Origin of the sequence: Streptomyces sp. NPDC058289 (assembly GCF_042880975.1) — a bacterium.
GTDB classification, from domain to species: Bacteria; Actinomycetota; Actinomycetes; order Streptomycetales; family Streptomycetaceae; genus Streptomyces; species Streptomyces stoeckheimensis.
Map to the genome: position 1 here is coordinate 35827 of NZ_JBHVYI010000065.1, position 15312 is coordinate 51138.

The window sequence follows — 15312 nt, forward strand, 5'->3', positions numbered from 1 at the left end:
ACCCGAACTCAGAACTACCGACAAGGCGGCAGCACATGGGTATGACGACTCCCCAGGTCGTCGTCCACCGGGACAAGGAGCTGATGGCCCAGGCCGCGGCCGCCCGGCTGATCACGAAGATCGTGGACGCACAGGCGGCCCGCGGCACCGCGTCCGTGGTCCTCACCGGCGGCCGCAACGGCAACGGCCTGCTCGCCGCGCTGGCCGCGGCCCCCGCCCGCGACGCCATCGACTGGTCGCGGATCGACCTGTGGTGGGGGGACGAGCGCTACGTGCCCGGCGACGACCCCGAGCGCAACCACGTGCAGGCCCGCGAGGCCCTGCTGGACGCCGTCCCGGTGGACCCCGCGCGGGTCCACGCCATGCCCGCCTCCGACGGCCCGTACGGGGACGACGTGGACGCTGCGGCCGCCTCCTACGCGGAGGAGCTCCGGAAGGCCTCCGGCCCCGAGGACCACGGCCCGGTACCCCGCTTCGACGTCCTGATGCTGGGCGTGGGTCCGGACACGCACGTGGCCTCCCTCTTCCCCGAGCACCCGGCGTCCCGCGAGAGCGAGCGCACCGTCGTCGGCGTCCACGGCGCGCCCAAGCCTCCGCCGACCCGCATCTCGCTCACCCTCCCGGCGATCCGGGCGGCCCGCGAGGTCTGGCTGCTGGCGGCCGGCGAGGACAAGGCCGGAGCGGTGGCGATCGCGCTGGGCGGAGCGGGCGAGGTCCAGGCGCCGGCGGCCGCCGCGTACGGCCGCTCCCGCACCCTGTGGCTCCTCGACCGCGCGGCGGCCGTGAAGCTCCCGGCGGCCATGTACCCCCCGTCCTCCGCCTGATCCCGTAGAACCCGTAGAACCCTGGAACACGACAGGGCCCGCCCTCCCCACGGAGAGCGGGCCCTGTCAGCGTCTGTCGGTGGTTACCGTCAGCGCCCCCGCAGCGAGCGGTACGCGGACACCAGCGCGCGCGTCGACGCGTCCAGGCCCGGTACCTCCGTGCCGTCGGTGAGCACCGGCTCGATCCGCTTGGCCAGTACCTTGCCGAGCTCCACGCCCCACTGGTCGAAGGAGTCGATGTTCCACACCGCGCCCTGGACGAACACCTTGTGCTCGTAGAGCGCGATCAGCTGACCCAGGACCGCCGGAGTGAGCTCGGTCGCCAGGATCGTCGTCGTCGGGTGGTTGCCCGCGAAGGTCTTGTGCGGGACCAGCGGTTCGGCGACGCCCTCCGCCCTGACCTCGTCCGCCGTCTTGCCGAAGGCCAGTGCCTGCGTCTGCGCGAAGAAGTTCGCCATCAGCAGGTCGTGCTGGGCCGCCAGCGCCGGCGACAGTTCGCCCACCGGCCGCGCGAAGCCGATGAAGTCCGCCGGGATCACCCGGGTGCCCTGGTGGATCAACTGGTAGTAGGCGTGCTGGCCGTTGGTGCCGGGCGTGCCCCACACCACCGGCCCGGTCTGCCAGTCCACCGGGTTGCCCTCGCGGTCCACCGACTTGCCGTTGGACTCCATGTCCAGCTGCTGCAAGTACGCGGTGAACCGGGAGAGGTAGTGGCTGTACGGGAGCACCGCGTGCGACTGCGCGTCGAAGAAGGCCCCGTACCAGATCCCCAACAGGCCCAGCAGCAGCGGGGCGTTCTCCTCGGCGGGCGCCGTGCGGAAGTGCTCGTCCATGGCGTGGAATCCGCCGAGCAGTTCCCGGAACGCGTCCGGACCGATCGCGATCATCAGGGACAGCCCGATCGCGGAGTCGAAGGAGTAGCGCCCGCCGACCCAGTCCCAGAACTCGAACATGTTGGCCGTGTCGATGCCGAACCCGGCGACCTTCTCCTCGTTGGTGGAGAGCGCCACGAAGTGCCGTGCCACGGCCGCCTCGTCGCCGCCGACACCCGCGAGCAGCCATTCCCGCGCCGAGGTGGCGTTGGTGATGGTCTCGATCGTCGTGAAGGTCTTCGACGCGATGATGAACAGGGTCTCGGCCGGGTCCAGGTCCCGTACGGCCTCGTGCAGGTCGGCGCCGTCCACGTTGGAGACGAAACGGACCGTCAGGTCGCGGTCCGAGAAGGCGCGCAGCGCCTCGTACGCCATCGCCGGACCGAGGTCGGAGCCGCCGATGCCCACGTTGACGACGTTCTTGATGCGCTTGCCGGTGTGGCCGGTCCACTCCCCCGACCGGACCCGGTCGGCGAAGGCCGCCATCTTGCCGAGGACCGCGTGGACGCCGGGAACCACGTTCTCCCCGTCCACCTCGACGACCGCGTCGGCCGGTGCGCGCAGCGCGGTGTGCAGGACCGCCCGGTCCTCGGTCGTGTTGATCTTCTCGCCGCGGAACATGGCCTCGCGCAGCTCGGCCACGCCGGTCGCCGCGGCCAGTTCGCGCAGCAGTGTCAGCGTCTCGTCGTTCACGAGGTGCTTCGAGTAGTCGATGTGCAGGTCTCCGACCCGCAAGGTGTAGCCGCTGCCCCGGCCCGGATCCGCCTCGAACAGCTCCCGCAGATGCGTCTGCCCCAGCTCGTCCCGGTGCTTGCCGAGTGCGGCCCACTCGGGCGTCCGGTTAAGCCTCGTACGGCCCTCCCGTCGCCCACCACCACCCTCGCTCGACGCGCTGCGCGCGGCGGCCTGGTTTGCGTTCATCTCGGACATCAACCCACTTCCTGTCCTGTCGTGCCCCGCCGGTTCCAACCTAAGGGATGGCAAGCGGCACAACCGACACAAAGCGGCCCGGCCTGCAGGAGAGAAGACTCCTGCGGGCCGGGCCGGATGCCACGTCGGTCGTTCGGTGGGAACGCGTCAGATCTCGCCGCGCAGTTTGGCGAGCGCCTCGGCGAGGATCGCCTCGCCGTCCGCGTCGGTCCGCCGCTCCCGTACGTACGCCAGGTGCGTCTTGTACGGCTCGGTGCGCGGCGGCGCGGGCGGATTGTCCCGGTCCTGGCCGGCCGGGAACCCGCAGCGCGGGCAGTCCCAGGTATCCGGCACCTGCGCGTCGCTGGCGAAGCTCGGCTGCGTCTCGTGCCCGTTCGAGCACCAGAAGGAGATGCGCAGGCGGGGCGCGGACTCGCCGCGCTCGGCCTCACCCATCGGCCCCGCTCCGACCCGACTACCACGGATCGCGTTGCCACTTGCCACGGTCGTAACTCCCTGCGTGATGGTGCCGCGAAACGTGAGTGGATTCCGTCGCGGGCGCCCAAGTCTACGTAAGGCCCAACGCCCGTCCAGGAGTGGAGTTACCCATTCCAGACAAGAACGCCGGACCTCATGATAGGCCGGGGGGAGCCGACCGGACCGGCGGAATGGCCAGAACGGTTCAGCTGCTCGCCTTCATGAGCAGACCGAGGGCGACGATGCACGCGAACCAGAGCAGGCCGATCACCACGGTGATGCGGTCGAGGTTGCGCTCCGCGACCGAGGAGCCGCCGACCGACGACTGCATACCGCCGCCGAACATGTCGGAAAGACCGCCGCCCTTGCCCTTGTGCATCAGCACGAGCAGCATCAGCAGGGCGCTGAAGACGACCAAGGCGATCTCGAACCCCAAAATCACGGCTGATTCCTACTTTCTGGGCTTACTGACTTTCCGGCTTTCCCGCAGTGCCGATCACGAGCACGGGGGCCGGCAGCTGGTTCAGCCTGCCGGCCCCCGCAAGGGTACGACGGATCCGCCCTACCGCATACTCACGATGACCGTCACTGGTCGCGGAAACGGACGATCTTGACGAACTCGTCCGCGTCCAGCGCCGCGCCGCCGATCAGGGCGCCGTCGACGTCGGGCTGGGCCATGATCGCGGCGATGTTGCCGGACTTGACCGAGCCGCCGTACTGGATGCGGACCTTGTCGGCCAGCTCCTGCGAGTACAGCTCCGCGAGACGGCCTCGGATGGCACCGCAGACCTCCTGCGCGTCCTCGGGGGTGGCGACTTCGCCGGTCCCGATGGCCCAGACGGGCTCGTACGCGATCACGATGGACTCGACCTGCTCGGCCGGGATGTCCTTGAGGCCGCCGTCGAGCTGGCTCAGCGTGTACGGGACCTGCCGGCCGGCCTTGCGGATGTCCAGGCCCTCGCCGACGCACAGGATCGGCGTGATCCCGTGCTTGTAGGCGGCCTTGACCTTGGCGTTGCAGATCTCGTCGCTCTCGCCGTGGTACTGGCGGCGCTCGCTGTGGCCGACGGCCACGAACGTGCACTTCAGCTTCGAGAGCATCGGGCCGGAGATCTCGCCGGTGTAGGCGCCCGAGTCGTGCGCCGAGATGTCCTGGGCGCCGTACTTGATCTTCAGCTTGTCGCCGTCGACCAGGGTCTGGACCGAACGGAGGTCGACGAAGGGCGGCAGGACCGCGACCTCGACGAAGTCGTAGTCCTTGTCGGCCAGGGCGAAGGCGAGCTTCTGGACGTGGGCGATGGCCTCGAGGTGGTTGAGGTTCATCTTCCAGTTGCCCGCCATCAGCGGGGTACGGCCGGCGGTGTTCTCAGTCATCAGGGTTCAGACCTCCAGTGCGGCGAGGCCGGGGAGCGTCTTGCCCTCGAGGTACTCGAGGGAGGCGCCGCCACCGGTCGAAATGTGGCCGAAAGCGTTCTCGTCGAAGCCCAGCGTGCGCACGGCCGCGGCCGAGTCGCCACCGCCGACGACGGTGAAGGCGCTGCTGTCGACGAGGGCCTGCGCGATGGCGCTGGTGCCGCCGGCGTAGTCGGGGTGCTCGAAGACGCCCACGGGACCGTTCCAGAACACGGTCTCCGCGTCGGCGATCTTCGTGGCGTACAGCTCGCGGGTCTTGGGACCGATGTCCAGACCCTCCTGGTCGGCGGGGATCTTGTCCGCGTCGACGGTGATGAAGTCGGCCGGGGCCTTGGTCTTCAGGTCCGGGAAGTCCTTGGAGGCGAGGATGTCGACCGGGAGGACCAGCTCGACACCGTTCTTCTCAGCGCGCTCCATGTACTCCTTGACGACGTCCACCTGGTCCTTCTGGAGCAGGGAGATGCCGACCTCGTAGCCCTTGGCGTAGAGGAAGGTGTACGCCATGCCGCCGCCGATGAGGAGGCGGTCGGCCTTGCCGAGCAGCTCGTCGATGACGGCGAGCTTGTCGGAGACCTTGGCGCCGCCGAGGATGACCACGTACGGGCGCTTGACCTCGGCGGTCAGCTTCTTCAGGACGCCGACCTCGGTGGCGATGAGGTAGCCGGCCGCGTGCGGGAGGCGCGCGGGGAGGTCGAAGACCGAGGCGTGCTTGCGGTGGACAGCGCCGAAGCCGTCACCGACGTAGATGTCGGCCAGTTCGGCGAGCTGGTCCGCGAAGGCGCCGCGCTCGGCGTCGTCCTTCGCGGTCTCACCGGCGTTGAAGCGCAGGTTCTCGATGACGGCGACCTGGCCGTCGGCGAGGCCGGCGACGGTCTCCTTTGCGGAGGCGCCGACGGTGTCGGTGGCGAACGCGACGTCCGCACCGAGCAGTTCGCCGAGGCGGGCGGCGGCGGGCGCCAACGAGAAGGCCGGGTCCGGGGCGCCCTTGGGGCGGCCCAGGTGCGAGGCCACGATCACGCGGGCGCCGGCCTCGGCGAGCTTCGCGATGGTCGGCTGCACGGCGCGGATGCGGCCGTCGTCGGTGATCTCGCCGTTCGAGAGCGGCACGTTGAGGTCGGCGCGGACGAAGACCCGCTTGCCGGATACGCCCTCGGTGAGAAGTTCGTCGATCGTCTTCATGCTGTTTTCTACTCCTTTTCCCAGCCCAGGACTTTACCCGTGCGGGGCGAGAGGGGTACGAGGCAAGCAACAGGGCCCGTACAGCGCTTCATCGCGCTGCCCGAGCCCCGGTGCTCACATCGTGGTGCCTGCCTTGGTGCTTAGAGCTGACCGCCGACGAACACGGTCAGGTCGACGAGGCGGTTGGAGTAGCCCCACTCGTTGTCGTACCAGCCGATGACCTTGACGCTCTTGCCCTGGACCATGGTCAGGGAGGAGTCGAAGGTGCAGGAGTACGGCCAGTTCACGATGTCGGAAGAGACGATCGCGTCCTCGGTGTAGTCCAGGATGCCCTTCAGCTGGCCCTGAGAGGCCTTCTGGAAGGCCGAGTTGACCTCGTCCTTGGTGACTTCGCGCTCGAGCTCGATGACGAGGTCGGTCACGGAACCGGTGGGGACCGGGACGCGCATCGCGATGCCGTCGAGCTTGCCCGCCAGCTCCGGGATGACCAGCGCGGTGGCCTTGGCGGCACCGGTGGTGGTCGGGATGATGTTCTCGGCGGCGGCGCGCGCCCGGCGCAGGTCCGAGTGCGGGAAGTCCAGGATGCGCTGGTCGTTCGTGTACGCGTGGACCGTCGTCATCATGCCCTTGACGATGCCGAAGTTCTCGAGGAGGACCTTGGCCATCGGCGCCACACAGTTGGTGGTGCAGGAGGCGTTGGAGATGACGTGGTGGTTGGCCGCGTCGTACTTCTCCTGGTTGACGCCCATCACGATCGTGATGTCCTCGTCCTTGGCCGGAGCCGAGATGAGGACCTTCTTCGCGCCGGCCGCGATGTGCTTGGCGGCGTCGGCCTTCTTCGTGAAGATGCCGGTCGACTCGATGACGATGTCGGCGCCCAGCTCACCCCAGGGGAGGTTCGCGGGGTCGCGCTCGGCAAAGGTCTTGAAGGTGTTGCCGCCGACGGTGATGGTGTCGTCGGTGTGGCTGACCTCGGCCTTGAGACGGCCCAGGATCGTGTCGTACTTGAGGAGGTGAACCAGGGTTGCGTTGTCAGTCAGGTCGTTGACACCGACGATCTCGATGTCCGCTCCCTGCTCCAGGAGCGCCCGGAAGTAGTTGCGGCCAATTCGGCCAAAACCATTGATGCCTACGCGGATCGTCACGAACCGATCTCCTCGTTGGTGCGCCGGCCTGTCCGCCAGCGAGCTGTATGGGATGTCCCCGACCGCTTACGACACTACCTCTCCGTGAGCTTCGGAGTGACATCGACCATCCTGTGACACGCCCCGAAGCCCCGCACTCCAGGACGAGTACGGGACCTCGGGGACTTTGTGCCCGGTCACTCACGGTGAGCGCGGTCAGGGCCTCTGATCAGTGGTTCAGCGAGCGGAGCGCCTTACCGACGAGTACGGCGCGATCGGCCGCCGCCGGCACGTGCTCCAGGCCGAAGCCCAGGAGCACGGTGTCACGCGTAGTGACGGAGGCGTAGGACTTGAACAGCTCGCCCGACCGGGACCAATCGCCCGGAACATCAGGGCTTCCGGCAGGTGCGCCCTGGGCGGTCCAGACGCCGAGCGAGGACTCGAAGCCCTCGACCGCCTGGTCGGTGCCGCCGATCGACACGCGCGCCTCGTCCGCGAAGACCCCGCGGCCGCCCGAGCCCGGGTCGGTGACGTAGGCGAGGGAGACCTCGACGGTCTTGCCCGCGTACGCGCTCAGGTCGAAGGAGACCTGCTTCCAGCCGCCGGAGGATCCGGTGAAGGAGTTCCAGGTGCCGCTGGTGCCCTGCGGGGTGCAGCCGCCGGCGTCGAGGGTGAGGTAGCGGCGCAGGAACGGGTGGCCGTTGATGAAGAACCCGGCCCCGCACTCCTCGGGCACGGTGGTGGTGGTCAGGCCGTTCGCCTCGGGCAGCGTGGTCCAGTCGTCGCCGCCCGCGGTACGGGACTCCAGGACCGCGTGGTCGTAGCCCTCCTCGGTGTTCCAGTTCAGCGCCATCTTGAGCTTCGGCTGGTCGGCCGCGGTGACCCCGGTGAGGTCGATGGTGCGGGTGAGGCGCTTCCAGTCGTCGTCCGCGTGGGTGGCCGAGGCCATCGACGCGCCGGCGTACGGGGCGTACGGGTTCACGACTCCGGCGTACTGGCCCGACTGCGCGCTCTTGAACTGCGGGAACTGCGCCGCGGGCAGGGTGTCGGAGGTGACCGTGTAGGAGCCGGGACGGTCGAGCGGGTTGCCCGTGGCGTCGCCGAGGGCGCCCTTGGCCCCGGTCAGGGAGCCGGCTCCGGTGAAACCGGTGGGGCCGGTGACCGCCGCGCGGCCGTAGGCGCCGAGGAAGTACTGGCTGAAGTCGTTGGTCACGGCGCGGCCGACCTGGGCGTTGCCGCCCGCCAGCTCGCCGGCCTCGATCAGCTTGCCGCCCTCGTTGAGGAAGTCGCGTACCGCCAGCTGGGTGTCGCCGCCCGGAGACTTGGCCCCGGTGTAGTGGACGGCCGTACGGAAGTGGGAGAGGGCTCCGAGGTGGTGCGGGGCGCCCTGGACGGCCACGTCCCAGACCGCCGCGCTCTTGCCGTTGGCGCGCAGGGCGTCGACGTAGGCCTGCGCGTGCTGCGCCGGGGCGCCCTCCTCGGCGATCACCAGCACGTCGGCGCGCGGCCGCTCGGCCACCGTGTACGTGAAGTGCTCGCTGGAGACCTGCTTGCCGCGGTCGCGGCCGGTGAACCAGACCTCGACCTTGTCGCCGGGCTTGGCGCCGTCGACCTCGGCCCGGTACTCGTCGAACCAGTTGTTGTCGTCGCCGCCGTAGACCTCACCGCCCTTCCAGGCCTCGAGGTCCTCGTCGTGGGTGCGGCCCCCGTTGATCCGGTAGTTCAGCTCCTTGTCCTTCAGCGCCTTGCGGGCCGTGACGGCGACCTCCTGGTCCTCGCCGCGGGCCGCGTAGGAGGTGGTGAAGGGGTCCAGGGTGAAGTCCGCGGCTGTCAGGCCCAGGGAGGACTTCGGCCGGTCCGGGTGTTCGGCGCTCTCTGCGACGGAGAGCGCGAAGGGGATGTTCTTGGCGAACTCGCCTTGGATGAGCTTCTCGTCGTCCGGGAAGTTGAAGCCGGAGGCGCAGTCCTCGGGCTTCCACTGGTCGTTCGGGTCGATCGCGGAGGCCGTCTGGCAGGTGGTCATCTCCGGCGTGAACATCATGATGCCGTTGGCGTTGGCCGCCTGGCTGTCCGCTTCGCCGTTGGTGGTGTAGAGCTCGGAGGAGACCTGCGGGTAGTAGCCGGGGACGGCCGGGTTCTCCGGCGTGCCGGCGAGCGCCTTGTAGGCGACGTCGTCGGGGGTGGGAGTGGCCACCTGCCAGCCCACCCCGTACAGGATCAGCTCGGCGGCGGAGTGGTAGTTGACGGCGTAGTCGAAGCCGATGCGCTTCTGGAACGTGTCCAGGGCGACGGTCTCGGGCTCGGAGGCGGCCTTGGTGCCGCGGTAGGTCTCGCTCGACTCGTTGGGCGAGGAGCCCTCGTTGTCGTAGCCCCACTTGTAGGCGAAGTTGCGGTTGAGGTCGACGCCGTCGCCCGCGGTGATCGTGCCGTCGGCGTTGTTGTCGCGCAGGTTCTTGCGCCACAGCCGCTGGCCGTCGGGGGCGAAGGTGTAGTCGTAGCCGTCGGGGTTGGCGGAGAGCAGGAACCACAGCTCGGTGGAGTCCACCAGCTTGGTGATCCGCGGGTCCTTGCCGTAGTTGTCCAGGGTGTGGTGCATCAGCCGCCGGGTCATTTCGGGGGTGATCCACTCACGGGCGTGCTGGTTCGACATGAACAGCGTGGAGGGCTTGCCGCCGTCCCTGCTCTTCTTGGCGTTCTTGGTGACCTTCAGGGCGAGGATGTCCTTGCCCTGAACGGTCTTGCCGATGGAGACGACCTTGGTGAGGCCCGGGTTCTCCTGGGCGGTGCGCAGGATCTCCTCCTGGAGCCCGCCCTTGCCGCTGTACGGGCGGAAGACCCCGTCACCGGCCGCCAGCGAGCGCGCCGCGGCCTTGGCCGGGACCTTGCGTTCGGCGAGCGTGATCCCCTGAGCCGCCAGTTCCTTGGCCTGACCGCCGGTGAGGAAGAGCTCGACCTTGGCGGTCCCGGTCTCCGGGGCGCGTTCGGAGAGCTCGTGCGCGTCCTGGCCGGCCGCGAGGACCAGCGGGACCTGCTCCTTGGTGATGTCGGCGTCGTAGACCCGCACCTCGTCGGCGGCGGACCGGCCCGCCGCACCGGGCTGGGCCTGGGCCGCTGCGGGTAGTGCGGCCAGTGTGGTGCCGAAGACGAATGCGCTTGCGGCGAGGATCGATCTCGCGCGGTGCCTCATGTGCCCCCCTGGGCGTCGTCTGCCACGAAAGCTCCCGTCTGCCACGAAAGCTTCGGACGACAGGCTCACGATCAGCCCATGCTCATGTCAATGGGGCCTACCGAAAAGGGGCCCGCACGAGTGATCGTGCGGACCCCTTTCGGCAGCAGTGCCGTACGCCGACCGGACCTGCGTCCGGCCTGGCGGCCCGTGCGGCCTCAGCCGGCCATGTTGTCGGCCAGCTCCTCGCTGTCGCTCAGGTCGAGGTTCGACTCGGTGCCCGGGATCCCGAGGTCCTGGGCCCGCTTGTCGGCCATCGCCAGCAGGCGGCGGATCCGGCCCGCGACCGCGTCCTTGGTCAGCGGCGGGTCGGCGAGGGCACCCAGCTCCTCCAGGGAGGCCTGCTTGTGCTCCATGCGCAGCCGGCCGGCGGCCGCGAGGTGCTCGGGGACCTCCTCGGCGAGGATCTCCAGGGCGCGCTGGACCCGCGCTCCGGCGGCCACCGCGGCCCGCGCCGAGCGGCGCAGGTTGGCGTCGTCGAAGTTGGCCAGGCGGTTGGCGGTGGCGCGCACCTCGCGCCGCATCCGCCGCTCCTCCCAGGCCAGCACCGAGTCGTGGGCGCCGAGCCGGGTCAGCAGGGCGCCGATGGCGTCCCCGTCCCGTACGACGACCCGGTCCACGCCGCGGACCTCGCGGGCCTTCGCGGCGATGGAGAGCCGGCGGGCGGCGCCGACCAGGGCCAGGGCGGCCTCCGGACCGGGGCAGGTGACCTCCAGGGAGGAGGAGCGCCCCGGCTCGGTCAGGGAGCCGTGGGCCAGGAAGGCCCCGCGCCAGGCCGCCTCGGCGTCACAGGTGGCCCCGGAGACCACTTGCGGGGGCAGACCCCGGATCGGACGGCCGCGGCCGTCCACGAGGCCGGTCTGGCGGGCGAGCTGGTCGCCGCCGGCGACCACCCGGACCACGTACCGGTTGCCCCGGCGCAAGCCTCCCGGAGCCATGATCACCAGATCCGAGGAGTGCCCGAAGATCTCCAGAATGTCCTTGCGCAGGCGGCGGGCCGCGATCCCCGCGTCCAGTTCCGCCTCGATGACGATCCGGCCGCTCACCAGGTGCAGCCCGCCCGCGAACCGAAGGATCGCCGAGACCTCCGCCTTCCTGCAGCAGGTGCGGGTGACAGGCAGGCGGGCGATCTCATCCTTCACCGCGGGCGTCATCGCCATGGGCCGATCCTTCCATGCATCCGAAAAATACGGTCGTACGCGGCGGCCAGCAGCTCCGGATCGTGCTTCGGAGAGCCGTCCAGCCTGGCGACCGGCGCCAGCTCGACCGCGGCGCCGAACCGTTTTGCGGCATCGGCGAGGGACTCGCGATCGGGCACGGCAGCCTGATCGGCAAGCACCACGTCCAGGGCGAGTTTAGGGGCGTGTCGGGCCAAAACCTCCAAATGACGCTGCGGAGAGAAGCCCTCTGTTTCGCCGGGTTGTGGTGCGAGGTTCAGCGAGAGCACCCTTCGGGCCTTCGTCTCGACCAGCGCGTCGAGCAGTTCGGGCACCAGCAGGTGCGGAATCACCGAGGAGAACCAGGACCCCGGACCGAGTACGACCCAGTCCGCGTCGAGCACCGCCGCGACCGCTTCGGGCACCGCCGGCGGGTCGCTCGGCACCACCTGCACGGAGAGCACCTCGCCGGGGGTCAGCGCCACGGTGGCCTGTCCCCGCACGGTGTCCACGTCCTCGGGGCGGGCCGGATCGTGCCCCTTGACCAGGGCCTGGAGCTCGAGGGGGACCGCCGACATCGGCAGCACCCGGCCCTGGGCGCCGAGCAGCTTGCCGACGAGGTCCAGGGCCTGGACCGGGTCGCCGAGCTGTTCCCACAGGGCCACGATCAGCAGATTGCCGACGGCGTGCTCGTGCAGGTCGCCCTGGGACTGGAAGCGGTGCTGGATGACCCGCGACCAGGTCTGGCCCCAGTCGTCGTCACCGCACAGCGCTGCCAGCGCCTTGCGCAGGTCCCCGGGCGGCAGGACGCCGAGCTCCTCGCGCAGCCTGCCGCTGGAGCCGCCGTCGTCGGCGACGGTGACGACGGCGGTCAGCTCGCCCGTGATCCGGCGCAGGGCGGTCAGCGAGGCCGAGAGGCCCATGCCGCCGCCGAGCGCCACGACCTTGGGTGCGGCATGGGCCTCGCCCCTGCGCAGGCCCGTACGGCCCGTCCCGCCCTCGACCTTGCCGGTGGTGAGCCGGCGCAGGCGGCGGAGCCGCATGGTACGTCCGGTCACTCGCGCCCCATGTCCCTGTGGACGACGACGGTCTCGACCCCTTCGGAGGCGAGGCGTGCGGCGAGCTTCTCCGACATGGCGACACTGCGGTGCTTGCCGCCGGTACAGCCGACCGCGATGGTCACGTACCGCTTGCCCTCGCGGCGGTAGCCGGTGGCGATCAGCTGGAGCAGTTCGGTGTAGCGGTCCAGGAACTCCTTGGCTCCGGGCTGGCTGAAGACGTAGCCCGACACCTCCTCGTTCAGACCGGTGAAGGGGCGCAGCTCCGGGACCCAGTGCGGGTTGGGGATGAAGCGGCAGTCGACGACGAGGTCGGCGTCGACGGGGAGGCCGTACTTGAAACCGAAGGACATGACGGTGGCCCGCAGCTCGGGCTCCTCGTCGCCGGCGAACCGGGCGTCCATCTTGGCGCGCAGCTCGTGCACGTTCAGGCTGGAGGTGTCGATGACCAGGTCGGCGTCGCCGCGCAGCTCGCGCAGCAGGTCGCGCTCGGCGGCGATGCCGTCGACGATGCGGCCGTCGCCCTGGAGCGGGTGCGGGCGGCGGACCCCCTCGAAGCGGCGGACGAGGGCCTCGTCCGAGGACTCCAGGAAGACGATCCGCCGGGTGACCCCGCGGGCCTCCAGGTCGGCGAGGGATTCGCGCAGCGCGTCGAAGAACTGGCGGCCTCTGACGTCGACGACGACGGCGATGCGCGCCACGTTGCCCTGCGAGCGGGCGCCGAGTTCCACCATGGTGGTGATCAGCGCGGGCGGGAGGTTGTCGACGACGAACCAGCCGAGGTCCTCCAGGCACTTGGCCGCCGTACTGCGGCCGGCCCCGGACATTCCGGAGATGATCACCAGCTCGGGGATGGCCGCCTCGGCGGTATCTCCGGGCTCCACTGTCGTGCCCGTACTCACCTGTGCTCCGTCTCGGTCGTACTCGGATGCGATGTCGTGCCCGGAATCCTGCTCGGATCCTCGGTCGTGCCGGGTTTCGCGCTCGGTCATTGCTCGGTCCCCCGATCGGATGCTGCTCCCGCGGACGCGGGGGTCTCATCCTCAATGATCTCCCCGGTCGCCGTATTGACGGCGGGACCGGCGGGAACCGCCTGGGCGAGGGCCACGGCCACGGTCTCGGCCGTCTTGCGGCCTATGCCCGGGACCTCGCAGATCTGATCGATTGTCGCCTGTCTGAGCTTTTTCACCGAACCGAAGTGTTTGATCAAGGCCAGCCTGCGGCTCTCGCCGAGCCCGGGGACCTCGTCGAGGGGCCCGGCCTTCAGGCGCTTGCCCCGCTTGTTGCGCTGGTACTGGATGGCGAACCGGTGGGCTTCGTCACGGACCCGCTGGAGCAGGTACAGGCCCTCGCTGCTGCGGGGCAGCACCACCGGGTCGTCCTCGCCGGGCAGCCAGACCTCTTCCAGGCGCTTGGCGAGGCCGCACACGGCGACGTCGTCGATCCCCAGCTCTTCCAGGGCGCGCTTGGCGGCGGCCACCTGGGGCTGCCCGCCGTCGACCACGACGAGCTGCGGCGGGTAGGCGAAGCGCTTGGGGCGCCCGTCGTCCTCGGCCGCGTCCTGATCGACTTCGCCGCCCACGACGCCCGGGGCGCCCGCGGCGTCCTCGGGCGACCACTCCCCCGTCTTCAGCTTCTCCTGGAGGTAGCGGCGAAAGCGCCGGGAGACCACCTCGTGCATGGAGCGGACGTCGTCCTGCCCCTCGAAGGACTTGATCTGGAAGCGCCGGTACTCGCCCTTGCGCGCCAGCCCGTCCTCGAAGACCACCATCGAGGCGACGACGTCGTCGCCCTGGAGGTGGGAGATGTCGAAGCACTCGATGCGCAGCGGCGCGCCGTCCAGCTCCAGCGCCTCGGCGATCTCCTCCAGGGCCCGCGAGCGGGTGGTGAGGTCGGCGGCGCGCTTGGTCTTGTGCAGGGCGAGGGACTGCTGCGCGTTGCGGTGGACGGTCTCCATCAGCGCCTTCTTGTCCCCGCGCTGCGGGATGCGCAGGCTCACCTGCGAGCCGCGCCGCTCGGCGAGCCACTGGCTCAGGGCCGGGGTGTCCTCGGGGAGCGCCGGGACCAGCACCTCCTTGGGGACGGCCTCGCCCTTCTCCTCCCCGTACAGCTGCTGGAGGGCGTGCTCGACGAGCCCGGCGGTGTCGACGGCCTCCACCTTGTCGGTGACCCAGCCGCGCTGGCCGCGGACCCGGCCGCCGCGGACGTGGAAGATCTGCACGGCCGCTTCGAGCTCGTCCTCGGCGACCGCGAACAGGTCGGCGTCGGTGGCGTCGGCGAGCACGACCGCGTTCTTCTCCATCGCGCGGCGCAGGGCCCCTATGTCGTCGCGCAGCCTGGCGGCCTTCTCGTACTCCATCTCCTCCGCGGCCTCGTGCATCTGCTGTTCGAGGCGGGTGAGGTAGGTGCCGGTGCGGCCGGCCATGAAGTCGCAGAAGTCCTCGGCGAGTTCGCGGTGCTCCTCGGGGGTGACCCGGCCGACGCAGGGCGCGGAGCACTTGCCGATGTAGCCGAGCAGACAGGGGCGGCCGATCTGGGCGGACCGCTTGAACACCCCGGCGGAGCAGGTGCGGACGGGGAAGACCCGGAGCATCAGGTCGACGGTCTCGCGGATGGCCCAGGCGTGCCCGTACGGGCCGAAGTAGCGCACGCCCTTCTTCTTGGGTCCGCGCATGACCTGGACCCGCGGGTAGTCCTCGTTCATGGTGACGGCGAGGGAGGGGTAGCTCTTGTCGTCCCGGTACTTGACGTTGAACCGGGGGTCGAACTCCTTGATCCAGGAGTATTCGAGCTGGAGCGCCTCGACCTCGGTGGAGACCACGGTCCACTCGACGGAGGCGGCCGTGGTCACCATGGTGGCGGTACGGGGGTGCAGCCCGGCGAGGTCCTGGAAGTAGCTGGCCAGCCGTTGGCGCAGGCTCTTGGCCTTCCCGACGTAGATCACCCGGCGGTGCTCGTCGCGGAACTTGTAGACCCCCGGGGAGTCGGGGATCTGTCCCGGCTCGGGGCGGTAGCTGGAAGGGTCGGCCATGCCAACCACCCTACTGTCGCCCGCCGACAACCGGGCCGAGGC

At 70.0% G+C, this 15312-nt stretch carries 12 protein-coding genes; 1 reads left to right on the top strand and 11 read right to left on the bottom strand.

Going from position 1 to position 15312, the window contains the following annotated elements:
- Nucleotides 1-41: 41 nt before the first annotated feature.
- Nucleotides 42-824 carry a 6-phosphogluconolactonase gene (pgl, locus tag ACFVX6_RS28405; RefSeq protein WP_389696148.1) on the top strand — a complete coding sequence of 261 codons (783 nt, stop codon included), beginning with the start codon at nt 42-44 and terminating at the stop codon, nt 822-824.
- Between the two features lie 89 nt (nt 825-913).
- Here the strand turns inward: pgl and pgi are convergent, their stop codons facing one another.
- The 11 genes from pgi to uvrC form a co-directional block, all read right to left on the bottom strand.
- Nucleotides 914-2617, bottom strand: a complete 1704-nt coding sequence (gene pgi, locus ACFVX6_RS28410; RefSeq protein ID WP_389696167.1) for a glucose-6-phosphate isomerase — start codon at nt 2615-2617, stop codon at nt 914-916.
- A 156-nt stretch (nt 2618-2773) separates the two neighbouring features.
- Nucleotides 2774-3109 (bottom strand): RNA polymerase-binding protein RbpA, encoded by a 336-nt coding sequence (locus tag ACFVX6_RS28415; protein ID WP_007263454.1) that lies wholly within the window; start codon nt 3107-3109, stop codon nt 2774-2776.
- Between the two features lie 178 nt (nt 3110-3287).
- Nucleotides 3288-3518 (bottom strand): preprotein translocase subunit SecG, encoded by a 231-nt coding sequence (gene secG / locus ACFVX6_RS28420; protein WP_266881680.1) that lies wholly within the window; start codon nt 3516-3518, stop codon nt 3288-3290.
- Nucleotides 3519-3667: 149 nt separating this feature from the next.
- The gene (gene tpiA / locus ACFVX6_RS28425; protein ID WP_389696150.1) at nt 3668-4456 is read right to left on the bottom strand and encodes a triose-phosphate isomerase; all 789 of its coding nucleotides are present in this window, start codon (nt 4454-4456) and stop codon (nt 3668-3670) included.
- Between the two features lie 6 nt (nt 4457-4462).
- Nucleotides 4463-5674, bottom strand: coding sequence for a phosphoglycerate kinase (locus tag ACFVX6_RS28430; RefSeq protein ID WP_389696152.1), 1212 nt, complete (start codon nt 5672-5674; stop codon nt 4463-4465).
- A 140-nt stretch (nt 5675-5814) separates the two neighbouring features.
- The gene (gene gap, locus ACFVX6_RS28435) at nt 5815-6819 is read right to left on the bottom strand and encodes a type I glyceraldehyde-3-phosphate dehydrogenase (protein ID WP_243338363.1); all 1005 of its coding nucleotides are present in this window, start codon (nt 6817-6819) and stop codon (nt 5815-5817) included.
- A gap of 208 nt (nt 6820-7027) precedes the next feature.
- Nucleotides 7028-9985: a M14 family zinc carboxypeptidase gene (locus ACFVX6_RS28440; RefSeq protein ID WP_389696154.1), complete on the bottom strand. Its 2958-nt coding sequence runs from the start codon at nt 9983-9985 to the stop codon at nt 7028-7030.
- 197 nt (nt 9986-10182) lie between these two features.
- Nucleotides 10183-11184: a DNA-binding protein WhiA gene (gene whiA, locus ACFVX6_RS28445; RefSeq protein WP_112449750.1), complete on the bottom strand. Its 1002-nt coding sequence runs from the start codon at nt 11182-11184 to the stop codon at nt 10183-10185.
- Nucleotides 11175-12239: a uridine diphosphate-N-acetylglucosamine-binding protein YvcK gene (yvcK, locus tag ACFVX6_RS28450; protein WP_389696157.1), complete on the bottom strand. Its 1065-nt coding sequence runs from the start codon at nt 12237-12239 to the stop codon at nt 11175-11177. The genes whiA and yvcK overlap by 10 nt, the downstream gene beginning before the upstream one ends.
- Nucleotides 12236-13231, bottom strand: a complete 996-nt coding sequence (gene rapZ, locus ACFVX6_RS28455; protein ID WP_389696159.1) for an RNase adapter RapZ — start codon at nt 13229-13231, stop codon at nt 12236-12238. The genes yvcK and rapZ overlap by 4 nt, the downstream gene beginning before the upstream one ends.
- A complete protein-coding gene (gene uvrC / locus ACFVX6_RS28460) occupies nt 13228-15270 on the bottom strand; it encodes an excinuclease ABC subunit UvrC (protein WP_389696161.1) in 2043 nt (680 codons plus the stop codon). The genes rapZ and uvrC overlap by 4 nt, the downstream gene beginning before the upstream one ends.
- Nucleotides 15271-15312: the final 42 nt, after the last annotated feature.